A 19,414-nucleotide genomic window follows, 5' to 3' on the forward strand; every position below is an offset into this window, starting at 1 on the left:
TCTACATATCATCAATTAGTTCTTATACCCAAAATGAACGGCAGCGGCGCCCCCGCTATAGGGTTTATAGAAAACTTTCTTAAAGCCTGCAGTCTCAAACATGCGGGCAAGCTCTCTCATGCCCGGAAAATCTCTTGCTGATTCATGAAGCCAAGAATATTCATTATAGCTTTTTGCAAACAGCCTTCCAAATAAAGGCATAATATAGTGAAAATAAAAATAAAACAGTTGTCGATATCCGATCATAGTAGGCTGCGAAGTTTCAAGACATACTGCAACCCCCCCAGGTTTTAATACACGGTTCATTTCTTTTAAAACTTGCAAATAATCGGGTACATTCCTTAAACCAAAGCCAATTGTCACATAATCAAAACTTTGATCTGGGAATGGGAGTTCCATCGCATTACCGTGAATTAATTTAACCTGATTCAGGCCTAAATGTTGAACTTTTTCCTGACCTACCTTAAGCATGTTTTTGCTGAAATCCAATCCAATTACTTCTCCGGAAGGACCCACTGCATCTGCTAGTGCAATCGTCCAATCTGCCGTTCCACAGCATACATCAAGGGCTTTTGAACCAGGCTTTACTTTCATCCTATTCATCGTGTCCTTCCGCCACTTGATATGCTGTTGAAAACTAATCACTGAGTTCATCTTATCATAGTTATCAGAAATCTTTTCAAAAACCTTATGAACCCGCTGTTCTTTCGATTGCTGCATGATTACCCTTCCTCTACAAAAGTTTTTGCAATTGGCTGTGCTCGATCTAAAATACTGGAAATTCGATGTTCAATTAATTCATTTAAATAAGGAAACTGATTCTTCCCTTTTTCAAGAAATTGTTTTGTTTTATTAATATAGCGATCACAGACCATTAGCAGGTCCTGCTGCTGATCGCTCGATAGATTTGATGATTGATGTTCATTATACGGAAAAATAATACTTTTTAATCCTTCAAATAATAATGAACTGCCGTAGTGAAGATACTGTTTTTTCTCTTTGAGCAGCCGCTTAATGAAAAAGAGATTTTCGAAAAACTCATTCCAACCATCTCCTTGAAAATATTCAGTGAGCTTGATTAGTAAAGAGCTTTCAATCCTTTTTATGCTCATCATCAGTTTGTCAATTGAATCCGCTTCTCTATGATAAACCGATATTTTATTTTCATTAATTTCCTTAATTCCTTCAGAAAGTGCTTTTATCACCATAATATCTTCTGATTCCGCAAGAAGTTTATAATATAAACCGCTGAAATAATCCCCTGCCAAAACAGTTAATTGACGGCTTTTTTCATCTTCGGACGAAATCGAATTTTGTTCATGGGTATCAAGGGCAATTTGAATAAGCATTGTTGATAAACAGTAGTTTTTCACTTCCCTGTAAGACAATTCGAGTCCATCCATAATTGATACAAGGATAAGAAGTTTATCTTCGTCAATAATGGGGGTTTCAATATATTTAAGCAGGTATGGGTCTAATACCCTTTGCTCAACCTGCTGTAGAATATCTGTGAATTTTTGTCGAATGTCTGACACTCTAATCACCCTTGCTTCCCCAAAAATTGATGTCTCTTTCATAACTGTTATTTTCTAATAAAAACGGACATTCATGCCTGTAAATCATCTATTATCGATTATTTGCTATCCTTTTCTAAACAAGACAGTCACAATTATAGCATAAATGAATTACCGTGAGCGGAATTTCGCAAAATTAACACATTTTCAACAAAGGGAATAGGATTAAACATGTTGATTTGATATTGAAGATGATAGATTTTTCACTGATGATTTTTTCATTTCACTTTCTACTTCACCAAATTGAGTTAAAATCTTTGCGTTTCCCCTGATTTTAATTGCGGAAGTATGCTCCGTAAATTGGGCAATTAATACCTCACCATTATCAAGCTTCTCAGAATGATGAAATCTAGTATCCGTTCCTCTTGTAAGACCGATTACATTTACGCCGTCATCTAAGGCTTTTATCACGACATAATCACTATTTTGAGATTGGCGCTTTTCCAATTATAAATCCCCCCAGAAACTTCCGATTGACTAATTTTTTATTAATGTAAGAATTTCGGAACGTGCAATGGTATCATTGGCAAGTGTTCCACGAACGGCAGTCGTTACTGTTTTTGAGCCGGGCTTTTTTACCCCTCTCATTGTCATACACATATGTTCCGCTTCCACAACGACCATTACACCATGCGGATCAAGCTTTTCCATAATACTATCAGCAATGGTTGAAGTAATTCTTTCTTGTAGTTGTGGTCTCTTTGCAACGGCTTCCACTGCTCTTGCTAATTTACTTAATCCGGTAACACGGCCGTTTTGGGGAATATAGGCAACATGCGCCTTCCCAAAGAAAGGAACAAGGTGATGTTCACACATCGAATAAAACGGAATATCTTTAACTAAAACTAATTCCTCATGATCTTCGCTAAAAATCGTTTCAAAATGTTTTTTTGGATCCTCGTTCAATCCGCTAAACACTTCTTCATACATTTTTGCTACACGTTTTGGTGTATCAAGTAATCCTTCACGGTTTGGATTTTCGCCAATTGCTTCTAATATTAAACGCACCGCCTCTTCAATTTGGGCACGATTTACTTCTGACATGGTGATTCCTCCTAATATGTATCTGTCAAGTATATATGACACATACATATTAGCACAACTTTTTCACTAAGGGCAAAAAAGAAAATAGTCCCTTCTTTACACCTATGAAAAAAGGTCATGGCATTAACCATGACCTTAGCTCTTAAGCATTCGCTTAAAGCAATAAACTATGTAATTATTTTACTGCGTCTTTAAGCGCCTTACCTGGTTTGAATGCTGGAACTTTGCTTGCACCAATCTCAATTTCCTCACCAGTTTGAGGGTTGCGACCTTTACGTGCTGCACGTTCGCGTACTTCAAAGTTACCAAAACCGATTAATTGAACTTTATCACCGTTTTTCAAAGCATCTAAAATTGAATCAAAAACAGCATCAACTGCTTTGGTAGCATCTTTTTTAGAAAGCTCACTTGCTTCAGCTACTGCATTAATTAGTTCTGTCTTGTTCATGCCATTCACCTCCTCCCAAAGCATTTATTCAAAAACTCGTAAATAAGGTTACTTATCTACATTTCTAAACAAATTTTTCAATTTCTATACGTCATAGTGCGGTTTTATTAACAATTTAATCTTAAATGACTTTTTCTCATCGTACAATCTATTTTTTTCAAAAAAACCTTATTATATAAAGGTTTTCAGCACCATAACGTAATTCTGTTAAAAGATTATCATAATCATTTCAGCATATCAAGAAAATTTCATGAAATAATGGTAATCTTTTCTTTTAAACGACAAAATTCTACTTTTTTCTTTCCATCCCCTTACAAAATACTACAAAAAAGAAAAAAGACCCCATACGGAGTCCCTATTTCTAAAGGATAATAGCAATTAAACCGCCTGATCCTTCGTTTATAATTCTCTCTAATGTTTCTTTTAATTTATATCTGGCATTCTCAGGCATTAGGGAAAGCTTTGCTTGAATCCCTTCTCGAACAATAGAGCTTAGCGATCTTCCGAATATATCAGAATTCCAAATCGATAAAGGATCATCCTCGAAGTCTTGCATTAGATAACGAACCAGTTCTTCACTTTGCTTTTCCGTACCAATGATTGGAGCAAACTCAGATTCAACATCCACCTTTATCATGTGGATAGAAGGTGCTACTGCTCTCAATCTCACTCCAAAACGCGCGCCTTGACGGATAATTTCCGGTTCTTCAAGACTCATGTCAGAAAGCGTAGGTGAGGCGATACCATAACCCGTTTGCTTCACCATTTTTAATGCATCAGAGATATGGTCATATTCTGCTTTAGCATGTGCAAAATCTTGCATAAGTTCAAGAAGATGGTCTTTACCTCTAATTTCAACACCAACAATTTCTTTTAAAATATCATCATATAACTCATCTGGAGCGAATAAGTCAATTTCTGCAACCCCTTGCCCCATCTCAATCCCTGCTAAGCCTGCTCGGTCAATAAAATCGTATTCACTGAATTGTTGCACGACCCTGTCAACATCTCTTAATCTCTTGATATCTTTAACCGTTTCCTTTACGGCCTCCTGATAGCTCTCGCGGAGCCAATGATTCTCTCTTAACACCATCACCCAGCTTGGCAGGTTGACATTCACTTCAAGCACTGGGAACTCATACAATGCTTCACGGAGGACATTGAGAACATCGCTGTCCCGCATGCTTTCCACGCTCATTGCAATGACTGGTATGTCGTATTTTTCAGCTAGGCTCGACCGAAGTGTTTCTGTACTTGGGTGATACGGCTGAGCACTGTTGACAACCATGATAAATGGTTTGCCAACTTCCTTCAGCTCTTCAACCACTCTTTCTTCTGCCTCGATATAATTGCTTCTCGGTATTTCTCCAATTGTGCCATCGGTCGTAACGACAACCCCGATAGTCGAATGTTCTTGGATAACCTTCCTTGTTCCAATTTCAGCTGCTTCATGAAATGGAATCGGTTCTTCATACCAAGGAGTGGTAATCATTCGCGGTCCATTTTCATCTTCATAACCTTTTGCACCTGGTACTGTATAACCAACACAATCTACAAGCCTTATATTCACATCCAAACCATCATCAACATGAACCGATGCCGCTTGATTTGGAACAAATTTCGGCTCTGTTGTCATGATTGTTTTACCAGCTGAACTCTGTGGAAGTTCATCTTGAGCACGGGATCTGTCAGCCTCATTGTTTATATTCGGTAAAACAACCAGCTCCATAAATTTTTTAATGAATGTTGATTTTCCTGTCCGTACCGCTCCTACGACCCCTAAATAAATATCACCGCCAGTTCGCTCGGCAATATCTTTAAAAATATCAACCTTTTCCAAGTGATCCCCTCCCGATCATAGACTAAAGTGGGATAATATTATCCATCTTGGTATTATTGGACAGTATATGTTTATGACGTTGTCCTATATTGTTATGACACTTTTCTAAATTTTTTTACCCCCCTATTCAAAATTCAGTGCTCTACAAGTATGTGTCGTGTCTGAACGGTTTGGATCAAGTGAGGGTTTCGAATAAAGATACACAGCTTTCACTCCGGTGTTATCCTTATTGGGATAGATTTTGTTAACCTATTAACCTAAAAAAACCCTTCTCCTACAATATATTTCACAGGAAAAGGGTTATGACAATTTAATATTATCTTATTTGTTCATTGTTTAGGTTCCATAAAAACAGGCTCTTTTGTTTTAGAATCCACTGTATAGGGCAAAGAATACGCCGGGACAAACATGGAGTTGTTCACGAGAATGGAGCGAATATCCTCCCCGGGTTTAAAGGTTTTTTTCGTTTTCTTTAATGCTTGGTATAAATCAGCACGGTAATCTACATAGACCTCCGCATTCCCGGTAATCACAAGAGGGAGGTTTTGATTTGAATAAGGGCTGACTACAGATGGCGGATCTTCAAGACCAAGCTTTTTATAATCCAAGGTATAAACGTTATTTGCAATACTTTCTTTATAGGGAGGATACCCTTTTGTTTTAATTCTTAAATTAATATCCCGTAAAGTTTCAGCCATCCTTAAATCCAACAGTTTTACGGTTGGATTCTTTTCAACGTCCACCAGTACATACTGAAAAATTCCGCCATTTTCAAAAGCATTTCCTGGAGGCTCTGCCACATACCTTGGTGAAATTTTTTTAAAATCAATCGGATATTTTAGATAAATTGGCGTATTCGCTTCTTTTGTTTTAATCGGCAAGATGCCGCCATTATCCTTCTGGAAAGAATCCACCGCTGCTTGCACTGCCTGAATTTGATCTTTATATGGGATTTGATTCTTTGCAAGTTTTTCATTAGGGTACATGCACCCAGATAAAAAAATAGCTGTAAATACAAAAACACAGCCTAGCACGAGCCGTTTCATATAATCACCTTTATTTTATGTAATAAGAATTTAAGTAAATAGCACAATAAATAAAATAATTCCTGCAATAATCATAAATAAATAAGCAAGGATTGCTGTTATTATCCGAACAATTCCTTTGAATTTAAAGCGGCTAAGATAAATGGTGAAAATCGCTAAAAACATTAAACCGATTCCGGCAACAGAAATCCACATTTTAAGCATACCAGGTGACAAAAATAATTCCCCCTTTTACCGAAAATTATTATAACACATGACCATAAAAAAACTGAAGTAAAGAGGGGCGAATTCTTTACTTCAGTCATTTGGACTAAAATAACCCATACTCCAGCTTCATACTACCATTGTGCTTCGTTGCATTGTATGCTGACTTATTAAAAAGCGTATCATCGAACGCCTATTTTTTTAGTCAAAAAGGCACATTTTTAGTTTAAATCGTTTCTTTCGTCTAAAATATTTGTCAGGTCTTCCATTTCGGTTTTTTTTCCACGGCCCATTAAGATATCAACGCCGTCTTTTGCGTTTTTTCCGTTGAATAAAACATCATACAAGGCGAAGGTGATTGGCATCACGACATCATATTTCTTTGCGAGTTGATACGCTGCTTTTGTCGTCCTTACCCCTTCTACCACCATCCCCATATTATCGAGAACCTCATCCAGTGTTTTTCCCTTACCAAGGAGATTCCCAGCTCTCCAGTTCCTGGAATGGACACTCGTGCAGGTTACAATTAAATCACCAATACCCGCTAAACCAGAAAATGTTAATGGATTCGCTCCCATTTTCGTTCCTAAACGGGCAATTTCTGCAAGGCCTCTGGTGATTAATGCAGCTTTGGCATTATCTCCATAGCCCATACCATCTGTAATCCCTGCCGCTAGCGCAATGATATTCTTTAAGGCCCCGCCAATTTCAACACCAATTAAATCAGGATTAGTGTAGACCCTAAAATTATTATTGATGAATAAATCCTGGATTTTTCCAGCTGCCTCCATATTTTTCGATGAAACGGTAACGGTTGTTGGATGGCGCAAGCTGACTTCCTCAGCATGGCTTGGGCCGGAAAGTACAACAACATCTTTTAAAAACTCTTTCGGCATTTCTTCTTCAATCATTTCAGTGATTCTCATTAACGAGTCAGGTTCAATCCCTTTGCTCACATGCGCAATAATAAATGGATTTTTTGCAACCGAAGCGATTTTCCCAATAACTTCGCGAATTGCCTTTGTTGGCACCGCTAAAATCATTGTTTCTACACCTGATAACGCATCACTTAAGGAAGCATAGCCTACAATCAACTCCGGTAGCTCGATTCCCGGTAAATATTTTTTGTTTGTATGAAATTGATTGATTTCTGTCACTTGATTTTCGTTATGACTCCATAAACGGACATGGTGACCATTATCAGCCAGAACCATTGCCAAAGCTGTTCCCCAGCTGCCTGCGCCTAGAACAGCAATGGTTTCAGATTTTTGCTCCATTACTTCACACCTGCCTTATTTTATTTTCTCTCTCGCGCAAAGATTTTTATCGGAGTTCCTTCAAATCCAAAGGCATCACGAATTCGATTCTCAAGGAAACGCTGATATGAAAAATGCAATAACTCCGGTTCATTAACAAATATGACAAAGGTAGGCGGCTTAACTGCTACCTGGGTTGCATAATATATTTTTAGGCGTCTTCCTTTGTCGGTTGGAGTTGGATTCATCGCAACCGCATCCATAATAATATCATTTAACACACTTGTATCAACACGCATTGAATGATTTTCACTGGCCATATTAATCATTGGAAGCAAGGTATGAATCCGCTTTTTGGTCTTAGCAGATAAAAAGACTATTGGTGCGTAACTTAAGAAAAGGAAATGTTCCCTTATTTTTTGTTCGAGCTCCTTCATGGTCTTTTCATCTTTTTCAACTGCGTCCCACTTATTGACAACAATAACGACCGCTCTTCCGGCTTCATGAGCATATCCGGCGATTTTTTTGTCCTGTTCAATGATACCTTCCTCAGCATTTAAAACGACCATAACAACATCGGAACGTTCAATCGCCCTAAGTGCCCTTAGTACACTGTATTTCTCAGTACTCTCATAAACCTTTCCCTTTTTACGCATACCTGCCGTATCAATAATGACATACTTATCGCCATTATAGGTATAGGGTGAATCCACTGCATCCCGTGTTGTTCCAGCAATATCGCTGACAATAACACGTTCTTCTCCTAATATAGCATTTACTAAGGATGATTTCCCAACATTCGGACGTCCAATTAATGAAAACTTAATGACATCCGCATCATAATCGTTCCCTATGTCTTTGGGAAAGTGTTTTGCCGCAGCATCTAATAAATCGCCAAGGCCAAGACCATGTGATCCCGAAATTGGAATAGGTTCACCGAAACCTAATGCATAAAAATCATAAATTTGTTCACGCATTTCGGGATTATCAATTTTATTTACACCTAAAACAATCGGTTTTTTCGATTTATAGAGAATCTTGGCTACTTCTTCATCTGCAGCCGTTACCCCTTCTCTTCCGTTTGTTAAAAAAATGATGACATCGGCTTCATCAATCGCTACTTCAGCCTGCTGGCGAATTTGCTCCAAGAAAGGTTCATCACCGATATCAATACCTCCTGTATCAATCACATTAAAATCATGATTCAGCCATTCACCAGAACTATATATGCGGTCCCTTGTCACACCTGGGATGTCTTCTACAATCGAAACACGTTCCCCAACAATTCGGTTAAAAATAGTGGATTTTCCTACATTGGGACGACCCACAATGGCAATAACCGGTTTTACCATCTACATTCCCATCCTTTCCAATAGTTACTCAACAACTTATTTAATCCTCTAAGCAAAAAGCTCAGGTTAAATCATTCAGTAATAAGTGCTAATGATAAAACCCTTCTTTCCATGAGAAGGGCCAACTTAACTAGTTTAACAATGTTAATCCTTTCCCGCAATCGAAACCTATGAGGTCAAGATGATTTTTGCTTCGCTTTTCCAGTATAATTAAAATGATTTTGAAATATCGTACCTGCATTTTCAAAAAAGCTCCATCCAACAAGCAAAAAGCTGATCAATGCACAGACATCAAGATAGGCATATGCACCAATGGAGTAAGGAAAATGATATTTACTTAAAATAAGCGCATACAAGAATTCTCCTTGCATTGTTCCGTTTAAAACGATTAATAATCGTCCCCTGAGTGTTTTTTGCAGAAGAATCGCTAAATATCCCAATAAAATCCCCATCATCCATTCCTTTTTAATAATGATCCAAACGGGATCGAAAATTTCAAACAAATGAAAGGTAACGTAAGCTATTCCCACGATATAGGAACAAATAAAAAAATAAATAATTGCCCTAAGCTTTTCCTTACTATAAGAAATAAAGGTAAGGATAAATATGAATAAACCACTTGCATAAACTTCAGTATTACCAATACCGAAATGAATGGTTGAAAGAATAATGACAATTAAAATGGATGCTGCTAATTTGAAACGATATGGATTTTGCTTATTTAAAAAGAATGTTAAATAGACCCAAAAAGACCAACAAATCCAATAAAACATGGAACCTTCCACCTTCAACACCTCCTATTATCTTCATTATTGGTTAATACTATGTATTTTCATACTAACCTGTATAATCTTAACTCCTTGATTCATCTTATAAAGAGGAGGTGTAGGAAGAATGGGAAAAGACCGTCAAGAAAAAAAACTAAAAGCAAGCAGAAGAGTGGAATCTGACAGGGATCAAGCATTGCATTATCCAGGCGCTACCAAATTACAAAGCCCAGAAGAAGCAAGATCACTAAACGACTCGAAGTACGACGAATAAGAACCAAAAGAAAAAGCTCTCGCTTTGGCGAGAGCTTTTATTTAATTCGGCGCTGGCTGTATTTTTTTGTATCAAAACCCCTCTGATTTAACCAATGATAGGTATGCCCGGAAATCATTACAGGAGCCTGTTGTAATTCTGAGATAGATTTTGCTCCTAATGCGGTCATGATCATCACTAAATCCTGGTGAAGGCGATTAATCTCTTCTTGCAAGGCTTCTCTCCCGTTCTTTACGAGTATTCGCAAAAAATGGCCGGAAATCCCAACCGCATTTGCCCCAATGGCCAGTCCTTTTGCAATGTCATGGCTGGAACGAAAACCGCCTGACCCAATGATTGAAAGTTGCTTTGAATGGTTTGATGCTTCAAGGATTGAAATGGCAGTAGGAATCCCCCACTCATTAAAAAAAGCAAGCGGCTTCCTATTACGCTTATTTTCGATTTCTGCAAAATTTGTCCCACCAAAACCGCCGACATCCACAGCTGAAACCCCGATAGATAAAAGGGTTTCAACCGTTTCTTTGCTCATTCCAAAGCCGACTTCTTTTGCAATTACAGGAACATCGACCGCTTTCACTATTGTTTCGATCCGTTTCAATGCACCGGAAAAATCCCGGTCTCCTTCGGGCATAGCTAATTCCTGGATAACGTTTAAATGAATCTGCAAAGCATTAGCATCAATCATATCAACGGCTGCCTTTGCCTGTTCAGGTGTGGCTTCGCTGCCAAGATTGGCAATAATAATTCCTGTTGGATTTTCCCTTCGGACCACCTCATACGTATATTGCTGCTGCTTGTCTCTTAACGCAGACATTTGAGATCCTACCGCCATTCCAATACCAGAAATTTTCGCAACAGCTGCGAGCTCTTTATTAATTTCAAAGGTTTTTTCACCGCCGCCGCCCGTCATCGCATTGATAAAAATTGGCGAACTTAAAGAAAGTTCGCCAATTGAATGGTCTAATCGAACATCGGACACATTAAGATCCGGTAAGCTCTGATGAATAAAATGAATATCTTCAAATGCTGCTGAGTATTCCTGCTTGTTATCTAAAGCATAGCGTATGTGGTCCCATTTTCGTTCAAATCTAGACACGTAAAATCACCATTATTTTCTAAGATTCTTTAATTGCTCACCAATTACTTCTCCAAGCTGAAAACCTTTTGATTCTTCAGGGAGTTCATAATCCAAGTTTTCTTCTGTATCTTTTTCTAGAAGTTCTTTAATGCTTAAAGAAAGACGCTGTTCCTGTTCATGTACTTCAAGAACTTTAACTTTCACTTCTTGCCCTTCTTTTAATACTTCATGAGGTGTGGCAATATGCTTATGGGCAATTTGTGAGATATGAACAAGGCCCTCAACACCAGGAAAGACTTCAACAAATGCACCGTAAGATACAATTCTCTTTACTGTACCCTCTAAAACACTGCCCTTTGGCGCTCTTTCTGAAATATTTGCCCAAGGTCCAGGTAAAGTTTCTTTAATGGATAAAGAAATTCGTTCATTATCACGATCAACGTTCAATACCTTAACTTGGACTTTTTGACCTTCCTGAACCACATCTGTTGGTTTATCAACATGTTCATGAGATAATTGTGAAATATGAACAAGTCCATCAATACCACCGATATCAACAAAGGCTCCAAAATCAGTAATTCTTTGAACAGTTCCCTCAATCACTTGTCCTGCAGTTAAGGAGTCAAGAAGATTTTGCTTTTTCTTCCCTTTTTCTTCTTCTACTACAGCACGGTGGGAAAGAATTAAGCGATTCTTTTCCTTATCAAGTTCAACAATTTTGAAGGTAAGATTTTTACCTTTGTAATCCGAAAAATCTTCTACGAAAAAAGCCTCTACTAATGAAGCTGGAACAAAGCCGCGAACTCCCAGGTCAACAACAAGACCACCTTTAACTACATCTTTAACCTCAGTTTCAATAATCTCGCCGTTTTGGAATTGCTTTTCAAGCTGGTCCCAAGCTTTAAGAGCATCTACTTTTCTTTTGGAAAGAATTAAGGCATCCTCTTCCACTTTCAGTACTTCCAGTTCAAGTTCATCGCCCTCTGAAACAACATCCGAAGCTTTTTCAATATGCAGGCTTGAAAGTTCACTTATCGGAATGATTCCATCTAGTTTACTGTCCTTAAGATTTACTAATACCTGCTTTTCTTCTACTTTTGAAACTTGTCCTGTAACTTTATCACCGACTTCAAAAGATCTTACTTCTACTTGATTCATTTCTTCCGACATATGTATTCCTCCTTAATCCAATTACTGCAAAAACTCTATATATTGGGGTGTATGCTTCCATCCCATATAAAAAACATTTCATAAGATAAGCTTGAGAATATTCAAAAAAAAATCTCTTTTAATTAACTTCTTATAAATAGCTTATTTTGTCAAGTAGAAGCTATCGGTACTCTTTAATAAGTTTATGAATTTCAGCCATAATCAATTCAGTCACTTCTTCAGGAGAGGCTTTGGCCTTTCTGAGTTCTTCCATCGGAATTGGCTTTCCATAAACAACCTGTAATTTACGAAAGATTTTATATGGGCCAATCACCGCACATGGTACAACCTGTGCATTCGATCTTAGGGCGAAAAAACCAACCCCTGCAAGTCCCTTGCCTAATTCCCCTGTTTTACTTCTTGTTCCTTCGGGGAATATTCCCAATACATGCCCTTCTTTTAATACACTTAAACCTTTTCTTAAGGCATCGCGGTCAGTCATACCTCTTTTTACCGGAAAGGCATTACACATTCGAACAATTTTCCCGAAAACTGGAACTGAAAATAATTCTTCCTTTGCCATAAAATGAACGGTTCTAGGAATCATGCTACCAACAACAGGTGGATCAAAGTTATTGATATGATTCGAACATAGAAGGACCCCACCCTCTTTAGGAAAATTTTCGAGCCCAATTGCTTCCATTCGATACAAAGGTTTTAATATCGCATAGCAGACAGATTTTGCGAAGGTATAAAATGTCACTCTTAACCAATCCTCTCCTGCACTAGTTCCATTATTCTTTCTACTACTTCAGGAATGGTCATCGATGTCGTATCTATTTCAACTGCATCATCCGCTTTTTTCAATGGCGCAATTTCTCTTTCTGAATCAATTTTATCTCTAAGGGCAATTTCTTCTTTTAATTTTTCCAAATCGGAAGGAAAGCCCTTTTGTAAATTTTCAGTATGACGTCTTTCAGCTCTTTCATCCACACTGGCCAATAAAAATACTTTTACTTCTGCATTTGGCAATACATGGGTTCCAATATCTCTTCCATCCATCACAACACCGCCATTAGAAGCAAGAGCCTGTTGTCTTTTTACCATTTCTTCACGAATCTTTTGTTGTTTAGCTACAATTGAAACGGAATTGGTCACTTCAGCAGTACGAATAGCTGTTGTAACATCGCTGTGGTCAAGATAAACCAATTGTCCATTCTCAGATGGCTCCAATACAATTTCGGTTGTGAGGAGAGTATCGTATAGGGATTCTTCATCTTCCAGATTTAAATTTTTCTGGATTGCTTTATATGTTAAAGCACGATACATTGCGCCTGTATCAATGTAAATATACGATAATTTTTCCGCTGCAATTTTTGCTACTGTACTTTTTCCGGCTGCAGCAGGACCGTCAATTGCGATTGAAATCTTCTTATTTTCCATAAATCCTCCTAGAAACATCATGATCCGTAAATGATCAATTCTATTATTTATTTTACCATAAGAAATTGGAATACTTCCTTTTTTTACTCCTTAATATTTGAATTTCTTACAAGAGCTATTCTTCTAAAAATAGAAAAAGAAAGCAAGTAATCTTACTTTCAGGCTGTCGAAAAACTTTCGATAGCCTTTTATTTTATTCCCTTTTTTAATAATAGCTGTTTTCGTAAACTTTGTTGCTATTTTAACTAAAAAGAGAGGGGTTGATTTCCGCTCCAGGATGCTCGCTTTCCGCGGGGCGGGCGGTGAGCCTCCTCGGCGCTAAAGCGCCTGTGGGGTCTCACCTGTCCCGCTGCTCCCGCAGGAGTCTCGCACCTTCCGCTCCAATCAACGGTGTAGTATTCAATATAGAACTTAACTTCATATAAAAATAGTAAGAATAAGTGGTGATATCAATAAGCCAAAAGTGTTTAGCCAAAATGAATAAGAATTTGTGTGTTTATTGATGAACTTGATCCAGAAGACCATCTTCTTCGCCTTATTGATAAATACATAGACTTTTCATTTCTTCTAGAAAAAGTTCGTCCTTTTTATAGATAGTAATATCTTTCAGGATATTTTTAATAAAATTGTTCTCCAAGCAATGAACCACAAAATGGTTGGGAGCAGGTTTTATTTACGGATTCAACTCTTTTAAAGGCAAACGCAAATAAGCATAAGTTTCCTAGGGAAGAGGTAGGAGTAGAGACACGTGAATACTTTGAATAATTAAACAACGCTATAGAAGAGGATAGTTTTAAGCATGAAAAAGGCCTTTAAAGGAAATGGTGGATCTAAAGGAGACTAAAGAAATTGGGGTTAGTACGACAGACCTTGAACATGGATTTATGTCCCGTGAAAACAAGCAGGAAATGTTTTATTATCTTGCCCACCGGTCTACAGACATGAACCTTAATAATATTACTGAAGTCTCCGAAATATAAAAAAGATTGCCACACACTTAGCCAGGATTGAAAAGTTGTGTAGCAATTCTTTTGGTTGATTTCCCCCTGTTGATTGGAGCGGAGGGTGCGAAGACTCCTGCGGGAGTACGGGGCAGGGGAGACCCCGCAGGAGCGAAGCGACGAGGAGGCTCCCCGGCACGCCCGCGGAAAGCGAAGCACCCGGAGCGGAAATCAACAGGACCGGTCGCATAGACAATCTTTTAATAAAAATCGGTATTTTAGATTAGACAAAATGAAAAATTGCCGAGAAAAATAGCCTTTCTCGACAATCTGAAACTAAGCAATCTTGCTTCCTCATTTTCCGGATAGGGTTTGTATTATTTCAGTAAATGAATTTTCACTGACACCTTCATATTTTGTTAATTGTGTTAACTCAGGAAAAATACTATATTGGTGGAATAAAAGCTGTGTTAATAAAAGAAAAACAAATTGAATGATCACCATTTTTATTAGTACTCTTTCTACCACTTTCATAGAATCACTCCAATAATAAATTATTCCTATTATTGGAGGGGGTACTATTTTTTATTCAGAAATCGTTTTCCTTACTTTATAGGACATCATTATAAACAGCTTCTGCATTTTTCAGCTTTTCTACATCTTCCTCAATTCCATTTTGTGCATTTATGAAAATTCGGTAAGTATCTTCACCTATGGTGCCGAGGAACTCATAACACAATACCTCTTTATTTAGATCGTTCACTATAATGGCCTCACGGTCTTCCATTACTTTAAAATTAGGATTCACCTTAGAACGAGCCTGTTTCATGGTGATTACCGGTGATGGAATTTTTCGTTCATGATGTGTTTTTAAATACTCTTCAGCGGAAATGCCAATAATATCACCATTATCAAGGGCTACTTTTACTTTAATGGATTCCGAATAAATCCTAACCTTGTTAAGATTGGTTACAAAATTAAAAACACCGATATGATCATACTGTGTGCTTTCGAAAAGCTCTAAATTTTTAAAGCCCTGTTCCTTTAAAAATTTAGCTGCACGATTTCCTGCATCATTTAAGCTGATTGCTTGTTTTTTTACGTCCCTGTGATTAATAAACCAAATTGGAAATCCTCCCTTTTTGGTAACATCCATACTTGCCTCTTGACCTGTCCTGCTATTTTTAATGGAAACACTATAAAAACCATAATCAGAGCCTTTTCCATTTTCAGTAACTTTTATTTTAGAATTCCCATCAAACTTCATATATTTTTTTGCTTCACTTACTGCTTCAGAGCGTGTAATTTTCTTTCCTTTAATATTTTTAAAGTTTTCATCCTTTTTTTGCATATTGGCAAAAGTTGGTCCTAAATCCGTTTCGTCATAGCCCGTTACTGTTTTTTCCACCGTTTTAAAACCATCAATAATGGTATTGTCCGTCATTTCCTTACCGGAAGCTAAAGCAAGTTCAACATCCATCCAACGTAAGTTGTTTTTTAAAACCATTGCTTGAACATTCCGAAGTTCGTTTTGAATTTCTCCTGACTGTTTATAAAGAACCTTCAAAGTGTCATATTCTTTCTTATTCAACGGCTCCTTATCCAAATCTCTAATCGCTGTGCGGTAACTAAAATTCCCAATATTCGCCAAAAATTCTTCCGTTTTATTGAATGGAAGCAATGTTAGCGGCAGTTGACCAACATCGTTATGGGCCTCTGATGTAATTCTCCACACTTCTGCAAGTGATGGAGATAACGAATTTCTTGAGTTCATTGCAAGGGTGGTTCCGATTTTATCATGCAGTAAATCCATTTGGTAGCTTAGACCGTGAAATGCCCGTTGATAGTTGTTTTCAGCATTTAAAAGGACTGCATTTTTTTCCTGATGTTCTTGATACCCCCAAAAGGCGGTTCCTGCAACACCAATGGCTAAAACCCCGATTAAGATTCCTCTAATCATCTCTACACCTCCTTATTTGCAAAAAATATGTTTCCCAATTCTCTTAATTTGTGGTCTTGACCAAATCCATGGACTTGTTGCGGTTGCAGGATTAAAATAGTACAGGGCTTCACCAGTTGGATCCCAGCCATTGATTGCATCAATAACCGCTTTTCTCGATGTTTCATTTGGGGCTAGCCAAATCTGTCCGTCTGCTACTGCTGTAAATGCCCCGGGTTCAAATATAACCCCTGAAACCGTATTGGGGAAATTCGCGCTATTTACCCGATTTAAAATGACTGCCGCAACGGCAACCTGACCAATAAATGGTTCTCCCCGGGATTCGCCATGAACAGCATTCGACATCAACTGTATATCATTTTGAGAAAATCCATTTGGTGTATTCGATGCATTTGGTTTTTTGGGTGTATTTTTTTTAGGCGGTGCATTATTTTGAGTAACATTCGAGCGATTGTATTTTGTTGATTTAACGAGTTTAACCTTTGTGGAAGCTCCTGCAAGCCCATCAATAGGGAGCCCAAATTCATATTGAAAATTCCTTAATGCCCAATATGTACTCCATCCAAAAACTCCATCAATCTTCCCATGGAAGAAACCGATATATTTAAGCCGTGATTGAAGCTCAATTACATCTTCACCTACTGCTCCACGCTGGATGACTTGATTGCTAAAAGCTTTCGTTTTGTTCGGTTCCACCAAGGAAAATATCATCATAAAAAAAGAGCTTAAAATGAGAATTTTCATTAGGATTTTTTTCTTTTTCATGGAATTGTAACCCCCAAATGTAAATCTTTTTACAGTAACCCTATTTTTTGTTTTCATGGAAATTTTATTCATAAATAGACTCTCGGAATAAATAAACCTACATCTATCATTTTTTAAAAAAATCGACTAGGTGAAGGCTGTTTTCGTAAACTTTGTTGCTTTTAGAGAAGTGGTTGATTTCCGCTCCAGGATGCTCGCTTTCCGCTGATTGGAGCGGAAATCAACAGGCAAATTTAACAGAGCCTTTTTGAAAAAAAAAAAAATTCCCCCTATACAAAGTAGGAGGAATTAAATATAAGTGGTTTAAGAAAACCCTTGAACCATCTGACTCGGCGAATGCCGAGAGTCTATATAAAAATGAGGAGGCACATACTAGCCAAAAAAATCCCTTCATTAGGATTGAAGAGATTTTTGAACAGTATATTTCTTTTTAAAATGATTTGCACTTAGTATTTTCGCCATTTTAACCTTCCTTAACCCAAGCCACCATAAAAAAATCATAAAAGGAAATATAATATAGATCCAGTTTTCTTGGGTTATTAGAATATAATCATAAACACCATGAAGAATAAAAGGTAAGAGCAGAGAGAGGATAATCCACTTCATTTTCAAACCATCTGTAAATTTTGCCTTTCCAATATAAAAACCCATAATCACACCGAAAAGGGCATGGCTTGAAACAGGGAGTAATGCCCTTGTTACTGCATGCTCAATACCATTAGCAACCAAATAAAAAATATTTTCTACAGTGGCAAACCCTAAAGAAGCTGCAGCTCCATAAACGATTCCATCAAAGGGCTCATCAAATTCAACATGAGAGTAAATGGCATAAAAAAGAATAAACCACTTGAAGAATTCCTCCAAAAGGCTTGAACTCAAGAAAGCATCCATAACTTCAGACTTTATGAGGTGTTCCGTTTCAAATACGTGCTGGATAAACATAATTGGAAAAACAAGCAGAGCTCCATACAAAAAAGTCCTCAGAACAACAGGAACAGGTTCCGTTTCATATTCATCTTTTAAATAAAAATAACTTAATAGGGCTAACCCGGGAGCAATTCCCGCCGATAAAATTGCCAGCATCTAGGATCCTCTTTTCAATCCGTTTTTTATATCGTATCATGTAACGAACCCAAATGAAATGAAAGATTCTTCTAGTTAATTATCATTATGTTTCCCTTTCCATGATGGATTTTGCAATAAGTCCCCCATGAAAACGACCGTTTTCAATAAATATTTCATTTGCATTGTTTCCTGCTGCAATAACCCCGGCAATAAAAATTCCTTCCATGTTTGTCTCCATTGTATCTTGATTATAATAAGGTCTACCTGATTCCCTATCAATATCAATCCCCATCGTTTTTAGAAATTGATGGTCCGGATGGTAACCTGTCATCGCAAAAACAAAATCATTGTCTAATGTGTATTCTACGCCATCCTTTATATAGTTTACTTGTTTTTCAGTAATTTCTTTTACATGCGCCCGAAATTCCATCGTAACTTTTTCATTTCGGACCAACACTTCGAATTCTGGGAGAATCCATGGCTTAATACTTGGAGAATATTGATTTCCCCGGTATAAAACCGTAACTCTTGCTCCGGCCTTTTCAAGTTCAATAGCCGCGTCCACACTGGAATTTTTACCACCTATTATGCAGACATCTTTATCAAAATAGGGATGTGCTTCTTTAAAATAATGAAAAACCTTTGAAAGATCTTCACCAGGCACATTCATATAGTTAGGGTGGTCGTAATACCCCGTTGCAATGACTACATAAGGGGTCTGGTAGGTACACTTATCCGTCTTGATTTCATACATTTTTCCCAGTTTCGTTACCTTCGTTACTTTTTCATATGCATGAACACGTAACTGTTTTCTTTTTACTACTTCCCGGTAATAAACCAATGCTTGATTACGGCGCGGCTTATAATTTTCTGTTATAAAAGGAACCTCGCCAATTTCTAATTTCTCACTTGTACTAAAAAAAGTCTGATGTGTTGGATAATGATAAATAGCGTTTACTACATTTCCTTTTTCAATGACAAGTGGGTTTTTCCCCATTTCTTTTAAAGAAATGGCTGCAGCAAGCCCGCATGGACCTCCTCCAACAATAATTATATCTTCAGTTTGCATAACAAATGCACTCCTTAACGAGAAAAGCGGAAGCGCCTTGCCCAGGGGCGACAAGCATAAGACGAGCCGGCGAGAAGGTTGCTTTTTAACCTTCTTGACGGATTGGCTTAGACCATAGAGCCCCTAGGCGCTGGAGCTA

22 protein-coding genes and 1 pseudogene are annotated in these 19,414 nt (G+C 37.6%); 3 read left to right on the forward strand and 20 right to left on the reverse strand.

The features are described from left to right. Positions 1 to 15: 15 nt before the first annotated feature. The 11 genes from J2Y67_RS04815 to J2Y67_RS04865 all read right to left on the reverse strand — a co-directional run bounded on the left by J2Y67_RS04815 (position 16) and on the right by J2Y67_RS04865 (position 9,549). Entirely contained in the window at positions 16 to 720 is a 705-nt protein-coding gene (locus J2Y67_RS04815) for a demethylmenaquinone methyltransferase (RefSeq protein ID WP_310171294.1), read from the reverse strand. A 2-nt stretch (positions 721 to 722) separates the two neighbouring features. Further along, positions 723 to 1,535 carry a heptaprenyl diphosphate synthase component 1 gene (locus J2Y67_RS04820; RefSeq protein ID WP_310171296.1) on the reverse strand — a complete coding sequence of 271 codons (813 nt, stop codon included), beginning with the start codon at positions 1,533 to 1,535 and terminating at the stop codon, positions 723 to 725. A 204-nt stretch (positions 1,536 to 1,739) separates the two neighbouring features. Further along, positions 1,740 to 2,021, reverse strand: a complete 282-nt coding sequence (mtrB, locus tag J2Y67_RS04825) for a trp RNA-binding attenuation protein MtrB (protein ID WP_310171298.1) — start codon at positions 2,019 to 2,021, stop codon at positions 1,740 to 1,742. 30 nt (positions 2,022 to 2,051) lie between these two features. Next, positions 2,052 to 2,618: a GTP cyclohydrolase I FolE gene (gene folE / locus J2Y67_RS04830; RefSeq protein WP_310171300.1), complete on the reverse strand. Its 567-nt coding sequence runs from the start codon at positions 2,616 to 2,618 to the stop codon at positions 2,052 to 2,054. 175 nt (positions 2,619 to 2,793) lie between these two features. Then, positions 2,794 to 3,066 (reverse strand): non-specific DNA-binding protein Hbs, encoded by a 273-nt coding sequence (hbs, locus tag J2Y67_RS04835; protein ID WP_034676225.1) that lies wholly within the window; start codon positions 3,064 to 3,066, stop codon positions 2,794 to 2,796. 361 nt (positions 3,067 to 3,427) lie between these two features. Next, a complete protein-coding gene (spoIVA, locus tag J2Y67_RS04840) occupies positions 3,428 to 4,906 on the reverse strand; it encodes a stage IV sporulation protein A (RefSeq protein ID WP_310171304.1) in 1,479 nt (492 codons plus the stop codon). A 329-nt stretch (positions 4,907 to 5,235) separates the two neighbouring features. After that, positions 5,236 to 5,952, reverse strand: a complete 717-nt coding sequence (locus J2Y67_RS04845) for a hypothetical protein (protein WP_310171307.1) — start codon at positions 5,950 to 5,952, stop codon at positions 5,236 to 5,238. Between the two features lie 30 nt (positions 5,953 to 5,982). Beyond that, positions 5,983 to 6,168, reverse strand: a complete 186-nt coding sequence (locus J2Y67_RS04850; protein WP_310171308.1) for a DUF2768 domain-containing protein — start codon at positions 6,166 to 6,168, stop codon at positions 5,983 to 5,985. A gap of 209 nt (positions 6,169 to 6,377) precedes the next feature. Beyond that, positions 6,378 to 7,433 carry an NAD(P)H-dependent glycerol-3-phosphate dehydrogenase gene (locus J2Y67_RS04855; protein ID WP_310171311.1) on the reverse strand — a complete coding sequence of 352 codons (1,056 nt, stop codon included), beginning with the start codon at positions 7,431 to 7,433 and terminating at the stop codon, positions 6,378 to 6,380. A gap of 20 nt (positions 7,434 to 7,453) precedes the next feature. Next, the gene (gene der, locus J2Y67_RS04860) at positions 7,454 to 8,764 is read right to left on the reverse strand and encodes a ribosome biogenesis GTPase Der (RefSeq protein ID WP_310171314.1); all 1,311 of its coding nucleotides are present in this window, start codon (positions 8,762 to 8,764) and stop codon (positions 7,454 to 7,456) included. A 176-nt stretch (positions 8,765 to 8,940) separates the two neighbouring features. After that, positions 8,941 to 9,549: a YphA family membrane protein gene (locus tag J2Y67_RS04865; protein ID WP_310171316.1), complete on the reverse strand. Its 609-nt coding sequence runs from the start codon at positions 9,547 to 9,549 to the stop codon at positions 8,941 to 8,943. Positions 9,550 to 9,658: 109 nt separating this feature from the next. Here J2Y67_RS04865 and J2Y67_RS04870 point away from each other — a divergent pair, with 109 nt between their 5' ends. Next, positions 9,659 to 9,805 carry a YpzI family protein gene (locus J2Y67_RS04870; protein ID WP_310171319.1) on the forward strand — a complete coding sequence of 49 codons (147 nt, stop codon included), beginning with the start codon at positions 9,659 to 9,661 and terminating at the stop codon, positions 9,803 to 9,805. 37 nt (positions 9,806 to 9,842) lie between these two features. Here the strand turns inward: J2Y67_RS04870 and fni are convergent, their stop codons facing one another. The 4 genes from fni to cmk form a co-directional block, all read right to left on the reverse strand. Further along, the gene (gene fni, locus J2Y67_RS04875) at positions 9,843 to 10,901 is read right to left on the reverse strand and encodes a type 2 isopentenyl-diphosphate Delta-isomerase (RefSeq protein ID WP_310171322.1); all 1,059 of its coding nucleotides are present in this window, start codon (positions 10,899 to 10,901) and stop codon (positions 9,843 to 9,845) included. Between the two features lie 12 nt (positions 10,902 to 10,913). Continuing rightward, positions 10,914 to 12,053, reverse strand: coding sequence for a 30S ribosomal protein S1 (rpsA, locus tag J2Y67_RS04880; protein ID WP_310171324.1), 1,140 nt, complete (start codon positions 12,051 to 12,053; stop codon positions 10,914 to 10,916). 160 nt (positions 12,054 to 12,213) lie between these two features. Then, entirely contained in the window at positions 12,214 to 12,795 is a 582-nt protein-coding gene (locus J2Y67_RS04885; protein ID WP_310171326.1) for a lysophospholipid acyltransferase family protein, read from the reverse strand. Between the two features lie 2 nt (positions 12,796 to 12,797). Next, positions 12,798 to 13,475, reverse strand: a complete 678-nt coding sequence (cmk, locus tag J2Y67_RS04890; RefSeq protein WP_310171327.1) for a (d)CMP kinase — start codon at positions 13,473 to 13,475, stop codon at positions 12,798 to 12,800. A 490-nt stretch (positions 13,476 to 13,965) separates the two neighbouring features. Between cmk and J2Y67_RS04895 the strand changes: the two are divergent. Together J2Y67_RS04895 and J2Y67_RS04900 are read left to right on the forward strand one after the other, a co-directional pair. Further along, positions 13,966 to 14,440, forward strand: a pseudogene (locus J2Y67_RS04895) (transposase); the annotation flags it as partial. An 84-nt stretch (positions 14,441 to 14,524) separates the two neighbouring features. After that, the gene (locus J2Y67_RS04900) at positions 14,525 to 14,668 is read left to right on the forward strand and encodes a hypothetical protein (protein WP_310171329.1); all 144 of its coding nucleotides are present in this window, start codon (positions 14,525 to 14,527) and stop codon (positions 14,666 to 14,668) included. A gap of 102 nt (positions 14,669 to 14,770) precedes the next feature. Here the strand turns inward: J2Y67_RS04900 and J2Y67_RS04905 are convergent, their stop codons facing one another. The 5 genes from J2Y67_RS04905 to J2Y67_RS04925 all read right to left on the reverse strand — a co-directional run bounded on the left by J2Y67_RS04905 (position 14,771) and on the right by J2Y67_RS04925 (position 19,275). Continuing rightward, entirely contained in the window at positions 14,771 to 14,950 is a 180-nt protein-coding gene (locus tag J2Y67_RS04905; protein ID WP_310171332.1) for a YpfB family protein, read from the reverse strand. Positions 14,951 to 15,026: 76 nt separating this feature from the next. Then, positions 15,027 to 16,376, reverse strand: coding sequence for a germination protein YpeB (gene ypeB / locus J2Y67_RS04910; protein ID WP_310171334.1), 1,350 nt, complete (start codon positions 16,374 to 16,376; stop codon positions 15,027 to 15,029). 12 nt (positions 16,377 to 16,388) lie between these two features. Continuing rightward, on the reverse strand, positions 16,389 to 17,090 hold the full coding sequence (gene sleB, locus J2Y67_RS04915; protein WP_310171712.1) for a spore cortex-lytic enzyme: 702 nt from the start codon (positions 17,088 to 17,090) through the stop codon (positions 16,389 to 16,391). A gap of 444 nt (positions 17,091 to 17,534) precedes the next feature. Next, complete coding sequence (prsW, locus tag J2Y67_RS04920; RefSeq protein WP_310171335.1) at positions 17,535 to 18,224, reverse strand: glutamic-type intramembrane protease PrsW; 690 nt, start codon at positions 18,222 to 18,224, stop codon at positions 17,535 to 17,537. Positions 18,225 to 18,309: 85 nt separating this feature from the next. Beyond that, positions 18,310 to 19,275 (reverse strand): YpdA family putative bacillithiol disulfide reductase, encoded by a 966-nt coding sequence (locus J2Y67_RS04925; protein ID WP_310171337.1) that lies wholly within the window; start codon positions 19,273 to 19,275, stop codon positions 18,310 to 18,312. Positions 19,276 to 19,414 lie beyond the last annotated feature (139 nt).

The organism is Neobacillus niacini, from assembly GCF_031456445.1.
GTDB classification, from domain to species: domain Bacteria; phylum Bacillota; class Bacilli; order Bacillales; family Cytobacillaceae; genus Neobacillus; species Neobacillus niacini_I.

What these genes read in the sequence shown, in the direction of transcription:
- hbs (WP_034676225.1), bottom strand. Translation starts at nt 3,066, where the DNA reads ATGAACAAGACAGAACTAATTAATGCAGTAGCTGAAGCAAGTGAGCTT.
- rpsA (WP_310171324.1), bottom strand. Translation starts at nt 12,053, where the DNA reads ATGTCGGAAGAAATGAATCAAGTAGAAGTAAGATCTTTTGAAGTCGGT.
- folE (WP_310171300.1), bottom strand. Translation starts at nt 2,618, where the DNA reads ATGTCAGAAGTAAATCGTGCCCAAATTGAAGAGGCGGTGCGTTTAATA.
- J2Y67_RS04870 (WP_310171319.1), top strand. Translation starts at nt 9,659, where the DNA reads ATGGGAAAAGACCGTCAAGAAAAAAAACTAAAAGCAAGCAGAAGAGTG.
- J2Y67_RS04925 (WP_310171337.1), bottom strand. Translation starts at nt 19,275, where the DNA reads ATGCAAACTGAAGATATAATTATTGTTGGAGGAGGTCCATGCGGGCTT.
- sleB (WP_310171712.1), bottom strand. Translation starts at nt 17,090, where the DNA reads ATGATGATATTTTCCTTGGTGGAACCGAACAAAACGAAAGCTTTTAGC.
- cmk (WP_310171327.1), bottom strand. Translation starts at nt 13,475, where the DNA reads ATGGAAAATAAGAAGATTTCAATCGCAATTGACGGTCCTGCTGCAGCC.
- prsW (WP_310171335.1), bottom strand. Translation starts at nt 18,224, where the DNA reads ATGCTGGCAATTTTATCGGCGGGAATTGCTCCCGGGTTAGCCCTATTA.
- J2Y67_RS04815 (WP_310171294.1), bottom strand. Translation starts at nt 720, where the DNA reads ATGCAGCAATCGAAAGAACAGCGGGTTCATAAGGTTTTTGAAAAGATT.
- J2Y67_RS04855 (WP_310171311.1), bottom strand. Translation starts at nt 7,433, where the DNA reads ATGGAGCAAAAATCTGAAACCATTGCTGTTCTAGGCGCAGGCAGCTGG.
- J2Y67_RS04845 (WP_310171307.1), bottom strand. Translation starts at nt 5,952, where the DNA reads ATGAAACGGCTCGTGCTAGGCTGTGTTTTTGTATTTACAGCTATTTTT.
- ypeB (WP_310171334.1), bottom strand. Translation starts at nt 16,376, where the DNA reads ATGATTAGAGGAATCTTAATCGGGGTTTTAGCCATTGGTGTTGCAGGA.
- der (WP_310171314.1), bottom strand. Translation starts at nt 8,764, where the DNA reads ATGGTAAAACCGGTTATTGCCATTGTGGGTCGTCCCAATGTAGGAAAA.
- J2Y67_RS04905 (WP_310171332.1), bottom strand. Translation starts at nt 14,950, where the DNA reads ATGAAAGTGGTAGAAAGAGTACTAATAAAAATGGTGATCATTCAATTT.